The organism is Archangium lipolyticum (genome assembly GCF_024623785.1).
Lineage (GTDB): Bacteria > Myxococcota > Myxococcia > Myxococcales > Myxococcaceae > Archangium > Archangium lipolyticum.
This window is the reverse complement of the sequence record NZ_JANKBZ010000046.1, coordinates 53,176-70,214: the sequence shown is the minus strand read 5'-3', so window position 1 is coordinate 70,214 and position 17,039 is coordinate 53,176. Positions and strand designations below refer to the sequence as shown.

The following is a 17,039-nucleotide window of genomic DNA, read 5'->3' as shown; positions in this document are numbered from 1 at the left end:
ACAAGAAAAGCAAACTATTCCCAGCCCATCAAAAGAGCGAAATCCGACACACCCTGTGGAGAATGGACCCCAATGTCCGGACCTGGGCCCGGGAATGGGAAAATCACAAAAAATTCCGAGCCCGTCGATTGACGGGCGGACCAGCGCCCGGCCGCCCGCGCCCTCTCGGGGCGCTGGCTCGGGACGAGGCACCGGCTTACGGGCTCGCTGGAAAAATCGAAGGCGCCGGTTCACACACAGGCGCCAAGCAAGAGGCAAGCCGCCTGCCAACCCCCCGAAATGACGAGTGTCGGGAAGTGATCAACGCAGGGGTTTGCGGCCCGTCACCTCGCAAACTTTGCGAGGTTCGCAAAATGTAGCCAGCTCGGGATTAACGGGACAGCTCGGACAGAATCTCCTGGTAGGCGGAGCGGGCGCGCGCCACCTCTCCGGCCTTGAAGCTGATGGCGGCCACCACGGGGTGACCGCCGCCGCCGTAGCGCGAGGCGATGGCGGCCAGGTCATGCCGCCGCTCCTGGGGGCGCCACGGGTTGGAGCCGAGCGACACCTTGGCGCGCGAGGGCCCCTGCCCCACCCAGAGGGTGTAGCGGGCCTCGGGGTAGAGGGCGTAGGCGATGAACTTGTTGAGGCTGTCGACGCCCTCGTCCGCGAGGTCGAAGGAGACGACGCCGTTGTCGTACCGGGCCTTGGAGCGCACCAGGTCGATGTGGCGCCGGTGGCGCTCGAGCAGCGGCGCGAGCGGCGCGGCGATCAGCGGCGAGGCGGCGATGGAGGCCAGCGGCTCGGTCTGCATCCGCTCGATGACCTGGGGGATGAGGGCCGGATCCTTGTTGGCCTCGAGCACCGTCATGATGCGCAAGGCCGGCTCCTCCAGCGCCACGGCCATCTCCGGGTTGGGGAAGAGCGCGCCGTCGATGATCTCCGCCCAGTGGAGCAGCTCGGCCATGGGTGACGGGTCCCACCCGAAGCGCTCGCGGGCCACGTCCGCCAGGTAGCAGGTGCAGCTCTTGCGGTGCGGATCATGGAACTTGTGCCCGCTGGTATCGGCGTGGAAGTGGGCCTCGTCCCCCGGCTGCTGGAAGGCGGAGACGTGGTGGTCGAACCACCAGGTGAGCCGCGGATCCTGGCTGTAGCGGAAGTCGACGATGACGTTCTCGTCCCCGGAGAAGACGGCCGCATCGATGGGCGCGCCTCCCGCCTGATGCGACAGCCCCCGGTAGGAGAAGGTGGCATCCGGACGGACGCGCTCCCGGTAGAAGCGGGTGAAGACCGCCGCGCTCGCGGCCCCGTCGAAGCAGCTGTCGTGGAAGAGGACCTGGACGTTCATGGGGTGGGCTTACCCTGACTCTTCTGTCAGGTGTGGACGAAAAGGCTCAACGAAACGAGGCATCGAGCCTGGAAGATTGAACGAAGTATGGAATCCCGTCCCAGGGTCGGAGACTGCTGGTGACTACAAGTCCCTGATTTCCTGGAGACGGCTGGCGGACGAGCCCCTGGCACGTCGCATGCAACCATCCAGGCCGTATCAGTCCATCAACCCACGGGGTGCGGGCGGGAGGACACAATGACCAAGACGGCGACACGCAAGCGCGATTCGGTCCAACGCCAGGGGAGACGGGTCATGCCCACCCCTCGGAGGACCACCCAGCGCAAGGTGACCCCGGCGCTGACGGTGGGGGAGCTCATCGCGGCGGCCTACGACACGGCCGGCGGAGAGAGCGTCGAGGTGCTCAAGCTCGTCACCTCGCCCCTGATGACGCGGGCCCTGGGCCGGCGCATCGTCCTGGTGGGCTGAGTCTCCCCTTCCCCGGTGTCCGGGGAACGAGGTGAGCCCGTGCGGAGGCGCTCAGGGCGCGTCCGTGACGGAGAGGTACTGGTTTTTCGTCGGCTCTCCCGCCAGCAGCTTCGTGAAGTCCTCGGCGTTGTTGGGGTGCACGAGGAAGGTGCCCGCGGGCGTCTCCATGCGCACCGGCTCCGGCAGGACCTGGGAATCGCCCGCGGGACCACCACCGCCAGGCACGTCGACGAGGGCCGTGGAGCCCGTTGACGGAACGGTCGCGCAGCCAACGAGGGCCAGCAAGCAGAGCGCGGCGTGGAGCTTCATTCCGAGTCCTCCCAGGTGAAAGCGGCGAGCGGGGGGCGCCTGCGTACGTCGCTTTGGGCTGGGAGGCAAGTCCTCGAGCGCGGTGGAGGGACCCGGGACTGTCCATGAGACGACGCCCGCGCCCCGAGCTTCCGGGACACGGGCGCCAGGCCCTACCTCTCTCTACAACGGACTACGGGCCACGCGGCTGCCAGCGCGGGCGGTCGTCATCGCCGCCACCCGTCGAGACGGTGCTGTTCGGCCAGGTATGGGTGATGACGTCGCCCACCTTGAGCGAGGCCTCGTCCGTGGCCGCGGGGTTGATCTGTTGGACCCGCAGTCTGCCGCCGGAGGAGTAGGCGATGAACCGCCCGTCCGGAGAGAACGACGGCAGGGTCGCCTCGTTCGCCAGCAGCAGCTCGCTGCCCGTGGGCTTTCCATCGGTCCCGATGCCCCGCACGTAGATGGCGTTGCCCTGCCGTCCTCCGCAGTCGGCGGTACCGCTGCAGATGACACCACCCGCGGCCGTCTTGACGTAGAAGACCCGGACGTAGGCGACATGCGTCCCGACCGGCGACCAGGTGTGGTTGGCGATGTACGTCCTGACCGGCCCGGCGGCATTCGTGGCATCCACCTCGGTGGTGGCCGCGATGAGCTCGGGCGTCCCGCCGCTGGCGGCGATGGTGTAGAGCTGGCTGAGCGGCACCGCGTCCGTGCCGAACTGCTCGGTCTGCTCCGACGCCGGCTTGCTCGTGTCCACGGACAGGTAGAGCAGGATGTTGTTCGCCGCGTTGTGCAGGGGCTGCTCACTCTGCGCGCCCGCGCCGGTGACGGGGGTGCCCGAGGCGGCGCCAGGCGCCCGGGTCAGCAGGCCCACGCCACCAGAGCTGTAGGCGAGGCTGGTGCCATCCGCCGCCCACGAGGGGAACACGCCGGCGGTGGAGAGCGTCTGCACGTCTCCACCCGTCCCGGGAATGGTGGAGATGCCCGAGACGCTCGCCCCCGTCTGGGTGGCCCAGGCGATGGAGGCCGAGGGCGCCCACTCCATGTAGCGGAAGTCGGAGGTGCCGGCGGCGGTGGCCGTGGTCAGCTCGGTCTTCTGCGCCGCCACGAGCGGGATGTTCCGGGTGACGAGCGTCACGGTGTTGCCAGACGCATCCACGAACGCCACCGCGGTGCCGTCCTTGTTCCAGCGGGGGAACCGGCTCTGGCCAGTGCCCTCGCTGAGCTTCGTCACATCGGAAGTCCCGGTGGCCGGATTGCTGCCGGGGGTCTTGTAGCGCACGACCACCGCCTCGGTCGTATTGGCGCCCGACAGCTTCCGCGTCACCGCGATGTGGAGCGGCTGGCACGTCCTGGAGCCACCCGACCCGTCGCAGTACAGGCCCGCCATGCAGCTGTTGGTGTTCGAGCAGGCCGCGCCCTCCTGGAGGGTCATCGTGCCCGCGTCCACCTCCGTACCGGCATCGGTCTGCGTGCCCGCGTCCACCTCCGTACCTGCATCGGTCTGCGTGCCCGCGTCCGTCTGGGTACCGGCATCGGTCTGCGTTCCCGCGTCACCATGCCCCGGCTGCGGCGTGTCGTCCTGGGTGACACACTCGTTCTCGACACAGGCCCACTTCTTCCCCTGGCCCGGCGTCCCCTTCTTGTTGGTGCAGTCGAACGCATCGACGCACTCCTCGGAACAACCGGTCGACACCACCATCAGCGCACCCATGAGCACGCCGAGGACCACACGCTTTCCCATATGAACCTCCGGAACATCGGCGTGCGTCGTATAGGTTCGCTTCGCGCCCACCGGAGGTGGCGCAAGGCACCCACACTGTTCCCGCTGTCGCGGGATGAACGCCGGATGCACCAGGCACCGCCGGACCTTTCCGATGATTGACACCCACTGCCACCTCGACGCGACGCGTTTCGATCCGGACCGCCACGAAGTGCTCGACCGCGCCTGGGCCGCCGGGCTGCACGGCATCCTCGTGCCCGGCGTGGGCCCGGAGAACTGGGAGCCCCTGCTCGCCATGTCCCGCGCCGAGCCACGCCTCCAGGTGGGGCTCGGCATCCACCCCCAGCTGCTCCCGGACATCCCTCCCGAGCAGGACGAGGAGCACCTCGAGCGGCTGGACGCGCTGCTCGCCCGGGGCGGGGCCATCGCCGTGGGCGAGTGTGGACTGGACGGCCCTTCGGCCGCGGGCGCGCCCATGGAGCGGCAGGTGGCGGTGCTGAAGCGGCACCTGGAGCTGGCGCGCAAGCACGGCCTGCCCGTGCTGATGCACTGCTTCCGCGCGCACCCCGCCCTCATCGAGCTCTTCAAGCAGGAGCCCCTGCCCGAGGCCGGCGTGCTGATGCACAGCTACGGCGGGGGGGCGGACCTGGCGCGCTTCTACATCCAGAAAGGCTGTTATTTCTCCTTCGCGGGCCCCGTCACCTGGGCCGAGGCGCGCAAGCCGCTGGACGCCCTGCGGGTCATCCCCCCCGACCGGCTCATGGCGGAGACGGACGCCCCGGATCAGGCCCCCACCCCCCACCGGGGACAGCGCTCCGAGCCGGGATACCTGCCGCGCGTCATCGAGGGGATGGCCCGGGTGCTGGGAGAGCCGGTGGAGGCGCTCGCCCAGCGGACGACCGAGAACGCCCGCCGCCTGTTCCGGGAAGCCTTTCCACCTCCTTCGCTGTAGGGGAGCGGTCGCGTTATAGAGGCACTCCATGAATCCGCAGCCCACTCCCCCAGAGACCGTCCCCGCCACCGCTGGCACCCCCGCCTCCTCGGAGGAGGCCAGGCCCTTCAAGCTGCACCGGCGCTTCGACCGCACCGGACGCCTGCTCGGAGACCCGGCGATGGAGCGGCTGTCCAACGCCCGCGTGGTGGTGTTCGGCCTGGGCGGCGTGGGCAGCTATGCCGCCGAGGGCCTCGTGCGCAGCGGCATCGGACACCTTACGCTGGTGGACTTCGACACCGTGTGCGTGACCAACGCCAACCGGCAGCTCCACGCCACCGCGAAGACGGTGGGCAAGCCCAAGGCGGAGCTGATGGCGCAGCGCTGCAAGGACATCAACCCGGACGCCCACGTCGAGGGCCTGCGCGAGTTCTACCGCGACGAGCTGGCCGATCAGCTGCTCGCCCCGGGCAGCTACGACTACGTGGTGGACGCCATCGACAACGTGAAGGCGAAGCTGCACCTGCTCCACCGCTGCGTCAGCCTGGGCATCCCCGTGGTGAGCTCCATGGGCGCGGCGGGCCGGTTGGACCCCACGTCCATCCGCGTGGAGGACCTGTGCGAGACGCACATGGACCCGTTCGCCAAGGACATCCGCAAGCTGCTCAAGCGCAAGTACGGCGTGCCCACCGAGCGGCCCACGGGCATCACCGCCGTGTACTCCATCGAGGCGCGGAGGGATCCGCTGTCCCTGCGCTACGACTCGGACGACGGCTTCATGTGCGTGTGCCCCAACGACAACGACTTCCACACCTGCGAGCGCCGCACGCAGATCGACGGCAGCGTGGCCTTCGTCACCTCCGTGTTCGGCATGAACGCGGCGGGCGTCGTGGTGCGGCGCCTGTCGCTGGGGCGTTGATCGTCCCCGGCCGAGCCAGCCCCGGGAGGACCGGGTAGACTCCGGGGCCATGGACCCTCGTGCCCACCGGCGACACCTGATTCTCCTGTTGCTGCTGTCCGGGCCGGGCCTGTCCGCGTGTCGCGGTGAGTCCGAGCAGGAGCGCCAGCAGAAGGCGCTCCAGAAGACCGTCCAGCAACTGCTGGAGACGCGGGAGTGCACGGGCTGCGATCTCACGGGCGCCCAGCTCGAGGGGGCGGACCTGGAGGGGGCACGGCTGGCGGGCGCGAAGCTGGAGAACGCGAAACTCTCCCGGGCCCGCCTGGGCAACGCGGACCTGAGCGGCGCTTCCCTGGGGGGAGCCGATGCACGAGGGGCCAACTTGCGCGGCGCGCGGGTGGACGGCGCTTCCTTCGGGGCCGCGCGATTCCAGGGCGCCATCCTGGAGGGCCTCGATCTGCGCAAGGTGACGGAGCTGCCCTCGGCCAACTTCGAGGGGGCCAACCTCCGCGGCGTCAATCTGGAGGGAGCGAGCCTCACGGGAACGGGCGGAACCTACCGTCGCAGCGAGCCCTCACACGCCTACTCCCTGTCGGCCGGAGGTGGGTGGCTCGTGCGCGCGGACTTCACCGGGGCGAAGCTCCGCTTCACCGTCCTGGCCCGATGCAACCTCGAGGAGGCCATCTTCCGGGACGCCGATCTGCGCGACGCGGACCTGACACACGCCAACCTGAAGAACGTGGAGCTCCAGGGGGCCCGGTTGTCGGAGGCCATCTGGGAGGACGGGCGCACGTGCGCCGCCGGCTCCCAGGGCGGTTGCCGCCCCAACTCCCGGTGAGGGAGCACCTGGGCCCGGCCCCCGGCGCCCCTATTTGACGAGGGTGGTGAATTGCTGCTTCAGCACCGTCTTCACGCCGTCGTGGAGGGTCTGCCGGCTGGTGGAGTGCGCGACCATGGCGAAGTACGGAATGCTGCCGGGCATGGGCTTCAGGAGCTCCTCTGCCGCCACCTTCTGAGGAGCCTTCGGCGCGTGCTTGCCGCAGTCACACGCCACCTGCACCACGCCCCCCTCCACCACGGGCTTCTGGAAGTTTAACGCACGCCGTCCGCCACGAGAAGCCAGGCAGCCGCCTGGCTCAGGCCACCTTCGCCGCCGCCGCCTCGCGGCCACAGGGGCGGCGGAAGGCGCAGCGGGTGCACGAGGACAGGTCGTCCGTCTGGGGGAAGGCGGACTCGTCCTTCGGCGTGTTGGTGGCCGGATTCACCAGCAGCTCGCGCATGCGCGCCACGCTCTGCGCGAAGCGGGCCTTGAAGCCCTCCACCGCGTCGCGGTCCACCTGCACCTCGTGCTCCACCCCGTCGTTCAGGTACACCAGCGACGCGCGCACCTTCTCCAGCGGCAGCCGGTAGCGCTGGGACACGTACAACGCGTAGCCCAGCACCTGCTCGTCGTACCCGTCCCTCGCCTTCCCCGTCTTCCAGTCCACCACCACTGGCGAGCCGTCCGCGTCCACGTACGCGAAGTCGGGGATGGCGAAGACCTTCACCCCGTCCAAGGTGAAGGTGGAGAACTCGGCCCCCGCGTCCACCTCCAGCCACTGCGCCGGCTTCAGCCCTTTCGCCAGCGCCGGCCAGCGCGAGGCGAAGAACCACGCCAGCGCCGAGCGCACCGTCTCCGCGTTCTGCTTCCACGCATCGTCCGGCACCGGCTCCTCGTACTCGTGCTCCACCAGGCCCGAGAACGTCTTGCGGTACTTCTGCGTCCGGTACCCCTTCTCGCGCGAGTAGCGGAAGTCCTTGCGCATCAGCTCGAGCGCCCGCGCCTCCACCTTGGACGGCTCCACCTCGCGCCCCGCCCGCCAGTCCAGCAGCGCGTCCTTGATGGCGTCGTGCACCACGCTGCCCGCCCACGCATAGCGGTTGCTCAGCTTCTTCAGCACGTACAGCTCACGCACCTCCTGGGGCGCCCCCGACTCCCAGCCGCCCCAGGAGCGGTAGTAGTAGAAGTAGTACGCCCGGGAGCACTCCTGGAGCTTCTCGTGCCGGCTCTTGGACCAGGAGAAGTCGTTGCTGAAGGTACGTGCCATGGCGGACGCGAATACTAGACGGGGGCTCGCTCCGCCAGAAGATGGACAGGCGAGCAGTCACACCCCCACAGGTCCTTTTCCGGTAGCGGCCAACCGCTAAGGTGCGCCCCGCCATGGCGACCAGAGACTTTCAGGAGAAGGTGGTGCTCATCACCGGCGCCTCCAGCGGCATCGGCCGCGCGGCGGCGAAGGCCTACGCCGCCCAGGGGGCCCACATCGTGCTCGCCGCCCGCCGGGAGTCCCAGTTGCGGGACGCCGCGCGCGAGGTGGAAGCACTCGGCGTGCGGGCGCTCCCCATACGCTGCGACATCACCCGTGAGGAGGACGTGGCCAGTCTCGTGCGCGAGACGGAGGCCACGTTCGGCGGGCTGGACATCCTCGTCAACAACGCGGGGCTCGGTCTCTACGGCCCCGTCGAGGGCTTCAGCGAGGAGCAGCTCCGCCAGGTGTTCGAGATCAACTTCTTCGGCCTGGTGCGTGTCACCCGCGCCGCCCTGCCCCTGCTGCGCAAGCGCGCCCCGGGCTCGCAGGTGGTCAACGTCAGCTCCGTGCTGGGCCACCGGGGCCTGCCGCTGCTCGGTGGTTACGGCTCTTCCAAGGCCGCGGTGAACCTCCTCACCGAGTCCCTGCGCGCCGAGCTCTCCACCGAGGGCATCTCCGTGCTGCTCGTGTCCCCGGGCCTCACCGAGACCGGGTTCCGCGACTCCCGCCTCAACGCCGAGGGATGGAAGCAGGACGCCATCCCATTGAACGCGATGAGCTCCGAGGCCGTGGCCGCCGCCATGGTGCGCGCCAGCCGCCGCAAGCGCCGGGAGACCGTGCTCACCCTGCCCGGGCGCGTGATGGTGCTCGCCAACCGGTGGATGCCCGGCCTCTTCGACCGCGTGGCGCGCCGCATCGCGAATCCCGCGAAGACGCCATGAGCCCCCAGCGCAAGCGCAAGGAGCCCGCCACCGCGCCCCTCGTCGAGCCCGGACGCCGCGAGTCCCTGCGCTCCCGGCTGCTCGAGTGGTACGACCGGCAGAAGCGCGACCTGCCCTGGCGCCGCACGCGCGACCCGTACGCCATCTGGCTCAGCGAGGTGATGCTGCAGCAGACACAGGTGTCCACGGTGATTCCGTACTGGGAGCGCTTCCTCCAGCGCTTCCCCACGGTGGAGTCCCTCGCCGCCGCGCCACTGCCGGACGTGCTCGCCGCATGGCGGGGGCTCGGCTACTACTCGCGCGCGCGCAACCTGCACCGCGCCGCCCAGGAGGTGGTGGCCCGCTTCGGCGGCAGGCTTCCCTCCACCGCCGCCGAGCTGCTCACCCTCCCCGGCTTCGGCCGCTACACCTCGGGCGCCGTGGCCTCCATCGCCTTCGGAGAGCCCGCGCCGCTGGTGGATGGCAACGTGGCCCGCGTCCTCTCCCGCATCTTCGAAGTCGAGGGCGCTCCCGGCGACCGCGTCCGCGAGGCCCGGCTGTGGGCGCTCGCCACGGAGTTCGTCCACGGCGAGCGGCCCGGAGACTTCAACCAGGCCCTCATGGAGCACGGCGCCACCGTGTGCCGCCCGGAGAGCCCCCTGTGCCTGCTGTGCCCCGTGCGCGAGGAGTGCCTCGCGTACCGCCACGGCCGCGTGGACGAGCTGCCTCCCGCCCGGGTGCGAGCCGCACCCAAACGGATGACCCTGGCCGTGGCCGTCTGGGCCCACCAGGGCCGGTTGCTGCTCGCGCGACGCGCGGAGAAGGGCCTCTTCGGTGGTCTCTGGGAGCTGCCCGCCGCAGAGGTGGAAGACGATACGCCCGACACCAGCTCCGCCGCGAAGCTCGCCGAGGCACTCGGCGTGGACGTCGAGATGCGAGGCCACCTCGGTACCGTGCGCCGGCAGCTCACCCACCGTGCCCTCTCCCTGCGCCTGCTGCGCGTGACGGGACCGGCGCACCCCTCCCACGCTCCCGCCTTCCGTGAGCTGCGCTGGTGCACACCCGGCGAGGCCGCCTCGCTCGGGATGAGCACCGCCATGCACAAGGCCCTCGAGGCCGCCGTCGCCGCTGGCGTCCTCGAGGGCTGAGCGCACTACTCGAACGTCCCCGGCGCCGACAGGCTGACCCACCAGTTGTTGCGCAGGTTGAGGGCCCGCATCTCCAACGTCGCCTGGTTCCAGTCACCGATCAGCACGACGAGGTGCGGCCTGGCCACCACGCCGCCCTTCACCGCCTTCGCCGGACCGCCCTCCGCGGCCCGGATGCCGTAGTACATGAAGGCGTTGTTGGAGCTGTCGCGGCTGAGCGGCGCGAGGAAGGGGACGCCCGCGGCGGAGCCGGCGATCGTCGCGTACTTCGCCCCCTGGACGACACTCGTGAACGTGTCCCCCTTGGAACCATCGCTGGCGACGTCGAAGTAGCCGAAGTCGACCCCCCGAGAGGGCGCGTTCATGGAGGCATCCACGAACCGCACCCGGGCATCCATGACGTCCGCCGGAAAGCCATCCGGGATGACGGTCAACCGGGGCGCCACGTCACCCGTCTGGCCCTGCTTGCCGCTCATCACCACCAGATAGCGGCGCCCGGCTTCGAGCGGCCCGGTGGAGGCGGCATCCAGCACCACCGTGCCGTCATCGCCGTCCAGAGTCACCTTCAACGAATGGCCCGTGGCGGTGACCGGCAGCTCACCGATGGTCGGGTCGTAGCCGTAGTAGATCTCCGCCGCGACCTTGCGCTCTCCATTGAGCACCTGCAGGGGCACGGGGTCGTTCCCGTCGATGTCGGGCATGACCGCGTGGAAGAAGTAGAGGAGCGGATCCCTCTTCAGCCGGAGGACGTCGCGCTTCCCCGCGGGAACGAGCAGCAACGCGGCCTCGCCCTCGTCCGGGAGGGGACGCCGGTCATCTCCCGTCAGGATGGCGAACCAGCCGCCCGCCGAGGCCAGGGCCTGGCTCGGAAGGGAGAAGGACAGCCTGCCGCCCTGCGATGGCACGTAGCGATCCGGCGGGGGCGCGGAGACCACCAGCCGTTGCACGGACTTCGACAGGGATGCGCCCTGGGCCGAGTCGGCCGAGAAGGGGGCGAGCGTGACGAAGGGAGACTGCCCGTCCACCGCGAGCCGGCGCGTCTGGTCCGAGGTGACCGCCCGGCCCGCCGTGACGAAGCGCAGCCGGACCGAGTCCTTGTCCGCGGCGGCGAGCTCCTCCTCCTTCAGCACCAGGAGCCGGGGCTTGTCGAAGCGGTCGTCGCCCGAGGCATGAAGGAATCCAACGCCCACCAGCGTGACGCGGGAGTTCTCCTTCAGGGTGAGCGCCTCCGAGGTGGCCACGGGCGTGGCCGTGGCGGGGGCCTCCGTGTCGCGCACCTCGAACCGGATGCTCGTGCCCGCGACCACCGTGACGTAATCCGTCACGGCCTCATCCCCCGGCTCCACCGGCGCGGAGAACAGCTTCGTTCCGCCCTGGTACACGTTGACCTTGAAGGGCTTCCACGGTGCGTCCTCGCTGTCGCTGGGGTTGTCCTTCAACCCAAGGAAGGCGTTGACGAAACGCACGTGGGCCACGGGAGTCCCCGCATCCCCACCAGGATTGCCCGCGTCTGGATTTCCGGCATCCGGATTGCCCGCGTCTGGTTGGCCCGCGTCCACCGTGGGCTCGTCCGGCGGACTCTCGTCACACCCGGTGCCACCCACCAGGCACAGCCCCATCATCAATACCCATACACCCAACGCACGTCTCATCGAACATCCCCTCGTTTCCTGGCTCATCGCCTGTCGCACTCACTGCGCAGCGGGTAGATGCGTCCCTGGGACAGCTCGTCCCGCAGGTAGAAGTAGGCCATCACTCCCGCGTTGAACTGCGCGCGCTGGAGCCACTCCGCGGTCGCGGCGGTGTCCGTGCCCTCGCGGATGGCATCGGTCAACGGGTTGTCGAGCGTGCAGATCCGCGTCCACATGGTCGTGCCCCCGATGGCCAGGATGTTGCCGCCATTGGGCTCGGCGGAGCCGGTGCCGAACTTGCCCACGCGGATGAGATCGCACGCGCCGCGGGCCGCCCCGAGCATGTTGGCGCCCCAGCGCTCCCAGTCCTTGGGCTCGCTGGAGAAGTCGATGTCCACCTCGCCGTACTTCACCCACGCCTGCATGAAGGCCTCGGAGAACTTCACCGGCGTCCCTCCCGCGGCCATCCACGTCAGGTAGCGCGCGGCACCGTGCTCACCGAGCTCCGCGTCGAACATCTTGTAGTGGCCCTCGCCCGTGCTGGAGCGGCCGAACAGTCCGCTGACCAGGTTGGCCACGCGTGCCCCGTTGAGCGCGACCAGCGTCTTGGCGGCGCCACTCTGCCCGTCTCCCGCGCGCCCGTGACAGTTGGCGCAGATGCCCTGGAACACCGTCGCGCCAGGCGTGGACTCGTAGAGCTCTCCCCACGGCTGGATGGGCTCTCCCAGGTCATCCACCATCCAGCGCTCGATGGTGGCGGGCCGGGGCCGGGACTCGAAGTCACACCCGGGCTTGGGCCGCCAGAAGTTGGTCGGGAAGCGCTGGTGCGCCAGCTGCGCGTGCTGGCTCGTGATGGGGTAGCGCGTCAGGTACTCGAAGGGCCCGGAGCCGATGCTCGTCTTCCAGGCCGTGTTGCGCGGCTCGTAGGGGACCTTGTCCGTGAAGTCCTCGGCGATCCACCGCACGTCGGGAGGGTTCTGACAGGTGGCGCTCACGACGGCCTCCGCCTTCCGGATGCGCTCGCGCCGGGCGGCCTCCTTCTGCTCCGGGGTGGAGCCGTCCGCCGGCCAGTCCAGCGAGCCGATCCACCGGGCCACCAGCAAGGACAGGCGGCAATCGTTGCCAGGAACGTTGGCGGGCATGTGGATGTACTCCGCCGTCGTGTCCTGGGCGACGCGCTGGTAGAACGTGCTCGCGGGCGAGCGGCTCTTCAAATCCGCCTCGAAGTCGGACACCTGGGTGTTGACGTAGTACTTCAGCCCGTTGCTCTCCTTCAGGCGGGTGTCGAACTGGAACAGGATGCCGCCCGCGGAGAAGTCGAGGTGGGCGATCGCCGGGTTGCTCACCACGGCGAACCCCTTGGGGCTGTGGCACTGCGCGCAGTTGCCAACCATGTAGGCCTGCAGCTCGAGCTCCTCCTTGTTGCGCGGCTTGCGGTCGCCCGCGGAGGCCTCGAGCCTCGGCAGCTCCGCGCTCGAGTTGATGCCCTTGATGACGCCGTAGCGGATGAGCCGGTCCACCTGGGACAGCTCGTCCTCGAGGACGTCGACGTTCGGCTCCACCCCGCCCTCCCCGCGAGCGCGGCGGTTGACCTGCAACGGGGTGAAGCCGAGGACGAAGTTCTCCCCCTCGGAGCCGGTGTGGCAGTCGATGCAGCGGTGGCGGCCCGGGATGGCGTAGTTGCGCGTGGCGCCGGTGGCCTCGTCCGAGCGGTAGACGAGCACGCGGTCCGAGAAGCGTGAGCCATCGCGGTAGCGCATGTCATGCAGCTCCGCGACCGTCCCCGCCTCGTTCCAGACGTACGTCCCGAAGACCGCGTCCTGCCAGCGCGCCCGGGTGACGATGAGCCGCGTCTCGATGCGGCGGTAGCTCACCTTCCCCTGGGCATCCTTCACCGCCTTGAAGAAGGTCTTGTAGAAGCGGGTGTTGGGCGGAATGACGAACCTGCCGCTGGCGCGGTCGTACTCGATGGCCTTTCCGGCCGGCACGTGCACCAGGCGGAGCTTCTTCGCGTGGTCCGAGAAGAGCTGGTAGGTGGGCGCGAACGCGAAGGTGCCGTGCCGCGCCAGCTTCTCCGCGTCCAGGGTCATGATGTCGGTGTCGGTCTCGGAGAGGTAGCGCGGCAGCCCGGTCAGGCTGGCGAAGTACGCGTCCTTGTCCGGATCGCTCCCCAGGCCCTTCTCGGAGGGGATGCAGTTGCCGAGGTCCGTCATCGCCTCCGCGACGGCCGGAGTCACCTCGGTGACCTCGCCGAGGGACGTGTCCTCCGTCACGGTGAAGGTGCCCGTCGGCGTGCCCTGCTCGATCCAGGACGAGAGCGCCCTGCCCAGGGCCACCGCCTGCTTGAGCTGCTCGGCCGAGGCCAGCGGAGGCATCGCGCCCTGGGAGGCCTGCCAGGCCATTTGCGCCCCCACCGCCTTCAGGCTCGCGTGACTCGAGGTGTATTGGAATCCCCCCGTCGACGCGGGCGCCGCGTGGCAGGAGCCACACATCGCATCGACCCGTACGAGCAGGTTGTCGAAGGTCTCCTGGGAGGTCTCGCGCGTGGACGCCAGGCGCACGGGGAGCCGCTCGTTCGAGCGCGCCGGGACGCAGACCACGGCCTCCGGCTCCGGAGCGGGCGGCTCCTCCTTCTTGGGTTCACAACCAACGGCCAGCGAGACCAACACCATGCACAACGCCCGGCCCTGTCCAAGCCGAGCACGCGTCATCCACATTCCAGCTTCCTCCCCAGCAAATGCAAATGCCAACGCGCGCACGACGTACCGGGCCAGGGAAGCGGTCGCTCCCCCAGCCCGGCGCGCCGTCAGCGCGGATGTCTCAGGAATTCAGAGGCTCAGGTGCTCAGATGCCCTGGCACACGCCGGCCTTCTTGCCGTCGTTGTTCGGGCCACCGCACTTGAGCGGACCGGTGGTGTCGCAGGAGATGAAGCCCTGGCCGGTGAGGAGGTTCTGGAAGGACTGCTTGTTGTTGTAGATCCAGTTGTAGAGCGTCGCCTCCTTGGGGTCCTTGGCGAAGTTGACGTTCTCGTTCAGGAAGAGCTTGCGGGAGAGCGGGTAGGCGCTGGCGGGCGCGGAGATGAGCTTGCGGACGTTGGCGGCGGTGGGGGCGATGCCGTCCACGTTGAGGGCCTTGTTGGCGGTGCCCTGCTTCGCCGAGTCACCGGCATAGCCGATGGCGTTGGCGCTCAGGGTGGCGTCGGTGCTGGCGGTGATCTTCCCGATGCAGGTGGTGGCGCTGTCGCTGGCCGAGCACGGGGTCGGGTGGGCGGGGTCGGTGAAGAGGGCGGCGTTGGCACCGTCGACGACCACCTTCACGTCCGGGCAGAACGCGGTGCAGCCGACCAGCGACTTGAAGGTGTCCGTGGTGCCGGACACGTCATCGCGGCGGTACTTGACCCAGGTGGTGGCCGCGCAGTTCAGACCGTCACCGGCGGGACCACAGAAGAGCGCCTTCAGGTTGCTCTTGGTGATGTTGGTGGTGGCGTTGGAGGCGCTCACCCAGGCGTTCACCGCGTCGAGCGCGATGACGTTGCTCTGCTCGCCGGCACAGCAGGCGCCGGTGGAGGCGGAACCGTTCGCACAGGTGCCCGCCTTGAAGTCCCGCGACATGGGGGCGAGCGTCTGCTGGCGGCCCACGCAGCTGGTACCGGAACCGGCGCGCATGCAGCCCTCGCCCACGCCCGAGCCCAGACCCTGGATGGACAGGCCCGCGCTCGCGGCGGTGTTGGCGCCGATGAGGGCCGACTTCAGCGTGTCGGACCCGAACAGCTTGTTACCGTCGGTCAGCTCGGCCGCCACCTGCGCGGTCTCCACCGACTCCAGCTCCTGACCGCCACAACCCATCGCCCACACCGACACCATGGCCGCGGACATCACCCAGCTCATCTTCTTCATGAGGTGTTCCTCTCAATGGCAATTGTTTGCTGGCGCTGCGTTCCACCCGGTCACTGCCAGGCGAAATTCAAGGCCCCACGCTCACGGGGCGGGGCATCGACGCGCGGCAAGGTGCATCAAAAGCCCGGACGATGGGTGCTCCAAGATCGTCAAATCCAGGCCAGCGGCAGGTCACATCCGGGCGTTTGATAAAGGAATGTGTCTGGAGTGACACGAGAGAGATTCCGGCGGAAGATTCCAGGGCGCCAGGAGCCATTGTCTGTGTTTGACACAATCGTGTCTTGTCCCCGCGTGTCGGCCAACGGACAGGACCCGGGCCGTCATGTCGACACCCGGACGCAGGTGCGCGGGTCCAATTTCCCTCGACCCGGGCTCGTGCCGATGCTTCGGGCAGCAGTCTTCACCACACGGAGGAGCCCCCTGATGGCACGCACCCAGTCCAGGACGAACCACACTTCGTCCCAGCAGACGCCGGAGTCCTCTACGCGCAATGGCGCGGCCTCGCGCAACAGCCCCACCCAGGAGCAGATCGCCCGCCGCGCCTATGAGCTCTTCCTCTCGCGCGGCGCTCAGCACGGCCGCCACGAGGATGATTGGCTCCAGGCCGAGCGCGAGCTGAAGCTCGGGCGCTGAGACGAGGAGTCAGCTCGCGAACGGTGGCCGGAGCGAAGGCAGCTCGGCCACCAACGCCTCCCGCAGCTTGCGCTGCGCCACCTTGAGCTGCTCGAGGACGCGCTCGGCGTCCACCACCGTACGCATGGCCAGGCCGCACGCCGGTGTCAGCAACACCTGCGAGCCCACCCGTGGGAACGAGTGTCCAGAAGGCAGCGCCGCCTTGAGCGACACCTCCACCGCGTCCACCAGCTCCCCCACCTGATACGTGGACGTCAGGTCCGTGGGGATGATGCCCAGGCTCAGCGTCGCCCCCGACTCCAGGAAGCGCGCGAACGCCCCCGACTCCTCCAGCACCGCGTCCAGCGACAACCGGACATCCAGGGACAGCACGTCCAACCCCGCGTCCAGCAGGCTTGCCCAGTGCGTGTTGCCGCAGCAGTGCACGCCCACCAGCGCGCCCTCCCGCTGCAGCGCCACCACCAGCAGCCGCAGCTCCTGCATGGCCAGCAGGTGCCGGGGGTTGGCGCGCTCGAAGGCGAACAGGCCCGGCTCGTCCAGGAAGAAGAGGGGCGTCGTCCCCGCCCGACGCAGCGCCTTCACCATCGCCAGCGAGCGCGCCAGCACCAGCCGGAAGATGGCCTCGTCCAGCCCTGGCACGTCCAGCGTCGCCTGGCCCTCGCTCGTCCGCGCCACCGAGCGCACCGTGAAGGGCCCCGCCATCTGCGCCTTGGCGAAGGCCAGCTTCCGGTTCTCCACCTCCCAGAGGAAGGGCCGCCACGCCCGGCAGCCATCCAATGAGGGCTCGAAGGACTCCAGCGTCCCCGAGGACAGCGCCGTCTCCAGCCGCGTCTCGAGCTCCGCGCGCCCCGCCGCCCAGGCGCTCAGGTCCACCGTGCACATGCCCTCGTCGTCCCACCGCAAGCCGGGCAACCCCTCGAGCGCCTGCGGAATCATGAACTCCGAGGGCCGGCCCACGGGCAACTGGGGCAGGAAGGGAATGTCCAGCGCGAGCGCGGCCTGGAGGCCCAGCTCGAGCTGCGTATGCGGAAGGCTCCCGATGCCCGTGGTGGCACAGGTGGGCAGGAGCTGGATGGCCCGGCGGATGTTCGGCGCGCTCATGC

16 protein-coding genes are annotated in these 17,039 nt (G+C 69.4%); 7 read left to right on the top strand and 9 right to left on the bottom strand.

Features of this window, described 5'->3' with window-relative positions; all coding sequences use genetic code 11:
* Positions 1-370: 370 nt before the first annotated feature.
* Positions 371-1,327, bottom strand: coding sequence for a DHH family phosphoesterase (locus NR810_RS48365; protein WP_257462637.1), 957 nt, complete (start codon positions 1,325-1,327; stop codon positions 371-373).
* A gap of 294 nt (positions 1,328-1,621) precedes the next feature.
* Here NR810_RS48365 and NR810_RS48360 point away from each other — a divergent pair, with 294 nt between their 5' ends.
* Entirely contained in the window at positions 1,622-1,795 is a 174-nt protein-coding gene (locus NR810_RS48360; RefSeq protein ID WP_257462636.1) for a hypothetical protein, read from the top strand.
* Between the two features lie 51 nt (positions 1,796-1,846).
* On the opposite strand, the gene NR810_RS48355 is transcribed toward NR810_RS48360, so the two are convergent.
* Both NR810_RS48355 and NR810_RS48350 read right to left on the bottom strand, forming a co-directional pair.
* Entirely contained in the window at positions 1,847-2,104 is a 258-nt protein-coding gene (locus tag NR810_RS48355; protein WP_257462635.1) for a hypothetical protein, read from the bottom strand.
* A gap of 172 nt (positions 2,105-2,276) precedes the next feature.
* Positions 2,277-3,830 (bottom strand): TolB family protein, encoded by a 1,554-nt coding sequence (locus NR810_RS48350; RefSeq protein WP_257462634.1) that lies wholly within the window; start codon positions 3,828-3,830, stop codon positions 2,277-2,279.
* A 133-nt stretch (positions 3,831-3,963) separates the two neighbouring features.
* Between NR810_RS48350 and NR810_RS48345 the strand changes: the two genes are divergently transcribed.
* From NR810_RS48345 to NR810_RS48335, 3 genes are read left to right on the top strand one after another with little or no spacing between them, the layout of a single operon-like run.
* Positions 3,964-4,761, top strand: coding sequence for a TatD family hydrolase (locus tag NR810_RS48345; RefSeq protein ID WP_257462633.1), 798 nt, complete (start codon positions 3,964-3,966; stop codon positions 4,759-4,761).
* A gap of 28 nt (positions 4,762-4,789) precedes the next feature.
* Positions 4,790-5,659 carry a tRNA threonylcarbamoyladenosine dehydratase gene (locus NR810_RS48340; protein WP_257462632.1) on the top strand — a complete coding sequence of 290 codons (870 nt, stop codon included), beginning with the start codon at positions 4,790-4,792 and terminating at the stop codon, positions 5,657-5,659.
* 49 nt (positions 5,660-5,708) lie between these two features.
* The gene (locus tag NR810_RS48335) at positions 5,709-6,476 is read left to right on the top strand and encodes a pentapeptide repeat-containing protein (RefSeq protein WP_257462631.1); all 768 of its coding nucleotides are present in this window, start codon (positions 5,709-5,711) and stop codon (positions 6,474-6,476) included.
* 30 nt (positions 6,477-6,506) lie between these two features.
* Here NR810_RS48335 and NR810_RS48330 read toward each other — a convergent pair whose 3' ends face one another.
* Together NR810_RS48330 and NR810_RS48325 are read right to left on the bottom strand one after the other, a co-directional pair.
* Entirely contained in the window at positions 6,507-6,701 is a 195-nt protein-coding gene (locus NR810_RS48330) for a hypothetical protein (protein ID WP_257462630.1), read from the bottom strand.
* Between the two features lie 73 nt (positions 6,702-6,774).
* Positions 6,775-7,725, bottom strand: a complete 951-nt coding sequence (locus tag NR810_RS48325; RefSeq protein WP_257462629.1) for a PD-(D/E)XK nuclease family protein — start codon at positions 7,723-7,725, stop codon at positions 6,775-6,777.
* Positions 7,726-7,838: 113 nt separating this feature from the next.
* Here NR810_RS48325 and NR810_RS48320 point away from each other — a divergent pair, with 113 nt between their 5' ends.
* Both NR810_RS48320 and mutY read left to right on the top strand, forming a co-directional pair.
* Positions 7,839-8,648 (top strand): SDR family oxidoreductase, encoded by an 810-nt coding sequence (locus NR810_RS48320; protein ID WP_257462627.1) that lies wholly within the window; start codon positions 7,839-7,841, stop codon positions 8,646-8,648.
* Positions 8,645-9,775 carry an A/G-specific adenine glycosylase gene (gene mutY / locus NR810_RS48315; RefSeq protein WP_257462626.1) on the top strand — a complete coding sequence of 377 codons (1,131 nt, stop codon included), beginning with the start codon at positions 8,645-8,647 and terminating at the stop codon, positions 9,773-9,775. Before NR810_RS48320 ends, mutY begins: the two co-directional genes overlap by 4 nt.
* Before the next feature lie 5 nt (positions 9,776-9,780).
* On the opposite strand, the gene NR810_RS48310 is transcribed toward mutY, so the two are convergent.
* The 3 genes from NR810_RS48310 to NR810_RS48300 all read right to left on the bottom strand — a co-directional run bounded on the left by NR810_RS48310 (position 9,781) and on the right by NR810_RS48300 (position 15,303).
* Positions 9,781-11,427, bottom strand: a complete 1,647-nt coding sequence (locus tag NR810_RS48310) for a DUF4397 domain-containing protein (protein WP_257462639.1) — start codon at positions 11,425-11,427, stop codon at positions 9,781-9,783.
* Between the two features lie 23 nt (positions 11,428-11,450).
* Positions 11,451-14,117 carry a hypothetical protein gene (locus NR810_RS48305; protein WP_257462625.1) on the bottom strand — a complete coding sequence of 889 codons (2,667 nt, stop codon included), beginning with the start codon at positions 14,115-14,117 and terminating at the stop codon, positions 11,451-11,453.
* Positions 14,118-14,250: 133 nt separating this feature from the next.
* Positions 14,251-15,303, bottom strand: a complete 1,053-nt coding sequence (locus NR810_RS48300) for a type 2 periplasmic-binding domain-containing protein (protein WP_257462624.1) — start codon at positions 15,301-15,303, stop codon at positions 14,251-14,253.
* A gap of 423 nt (positions 15,304-15,726) precedes the next feature.
* Between NR810_RS48300 and NR810_RS48295 the strand changes: the two genes are divergently transcribed.
* Positions 15,727-15,936 (top strand): DUF2934 domain-containing protein, encoded by a 210-nt coding sequence (locus NR810_RS48295; RefSeq protein ID WP_257462622.1) that lies wholly within the window; start codon positions 15,727-15,729, stop codon positions 15,934-15,936.
* A gap of 9 nt (positions 15,937-15,945) precedes the next feature.
* Here NR810_RS48295 and NR810_RS48290 read toward each other — a convergent pair whose 3' ends face one another.
* The gene (locus NR810_RS48290) at positions 15,946-17,037 is read right to left on the bottom strand and encodes a uroporphyrinogen decarboxylase/cobalamine-independent methonine synthase family protein (protein ID WP_257462621.1); all 1,092 of its coding nucleotides are present in this window, start codon (positions 17,035-17,037) and stop codon (positions 15,946-15,948) included.
* Between the last annotated feature and the right edge of the window lie 2 nt (positions 17,038-17,039).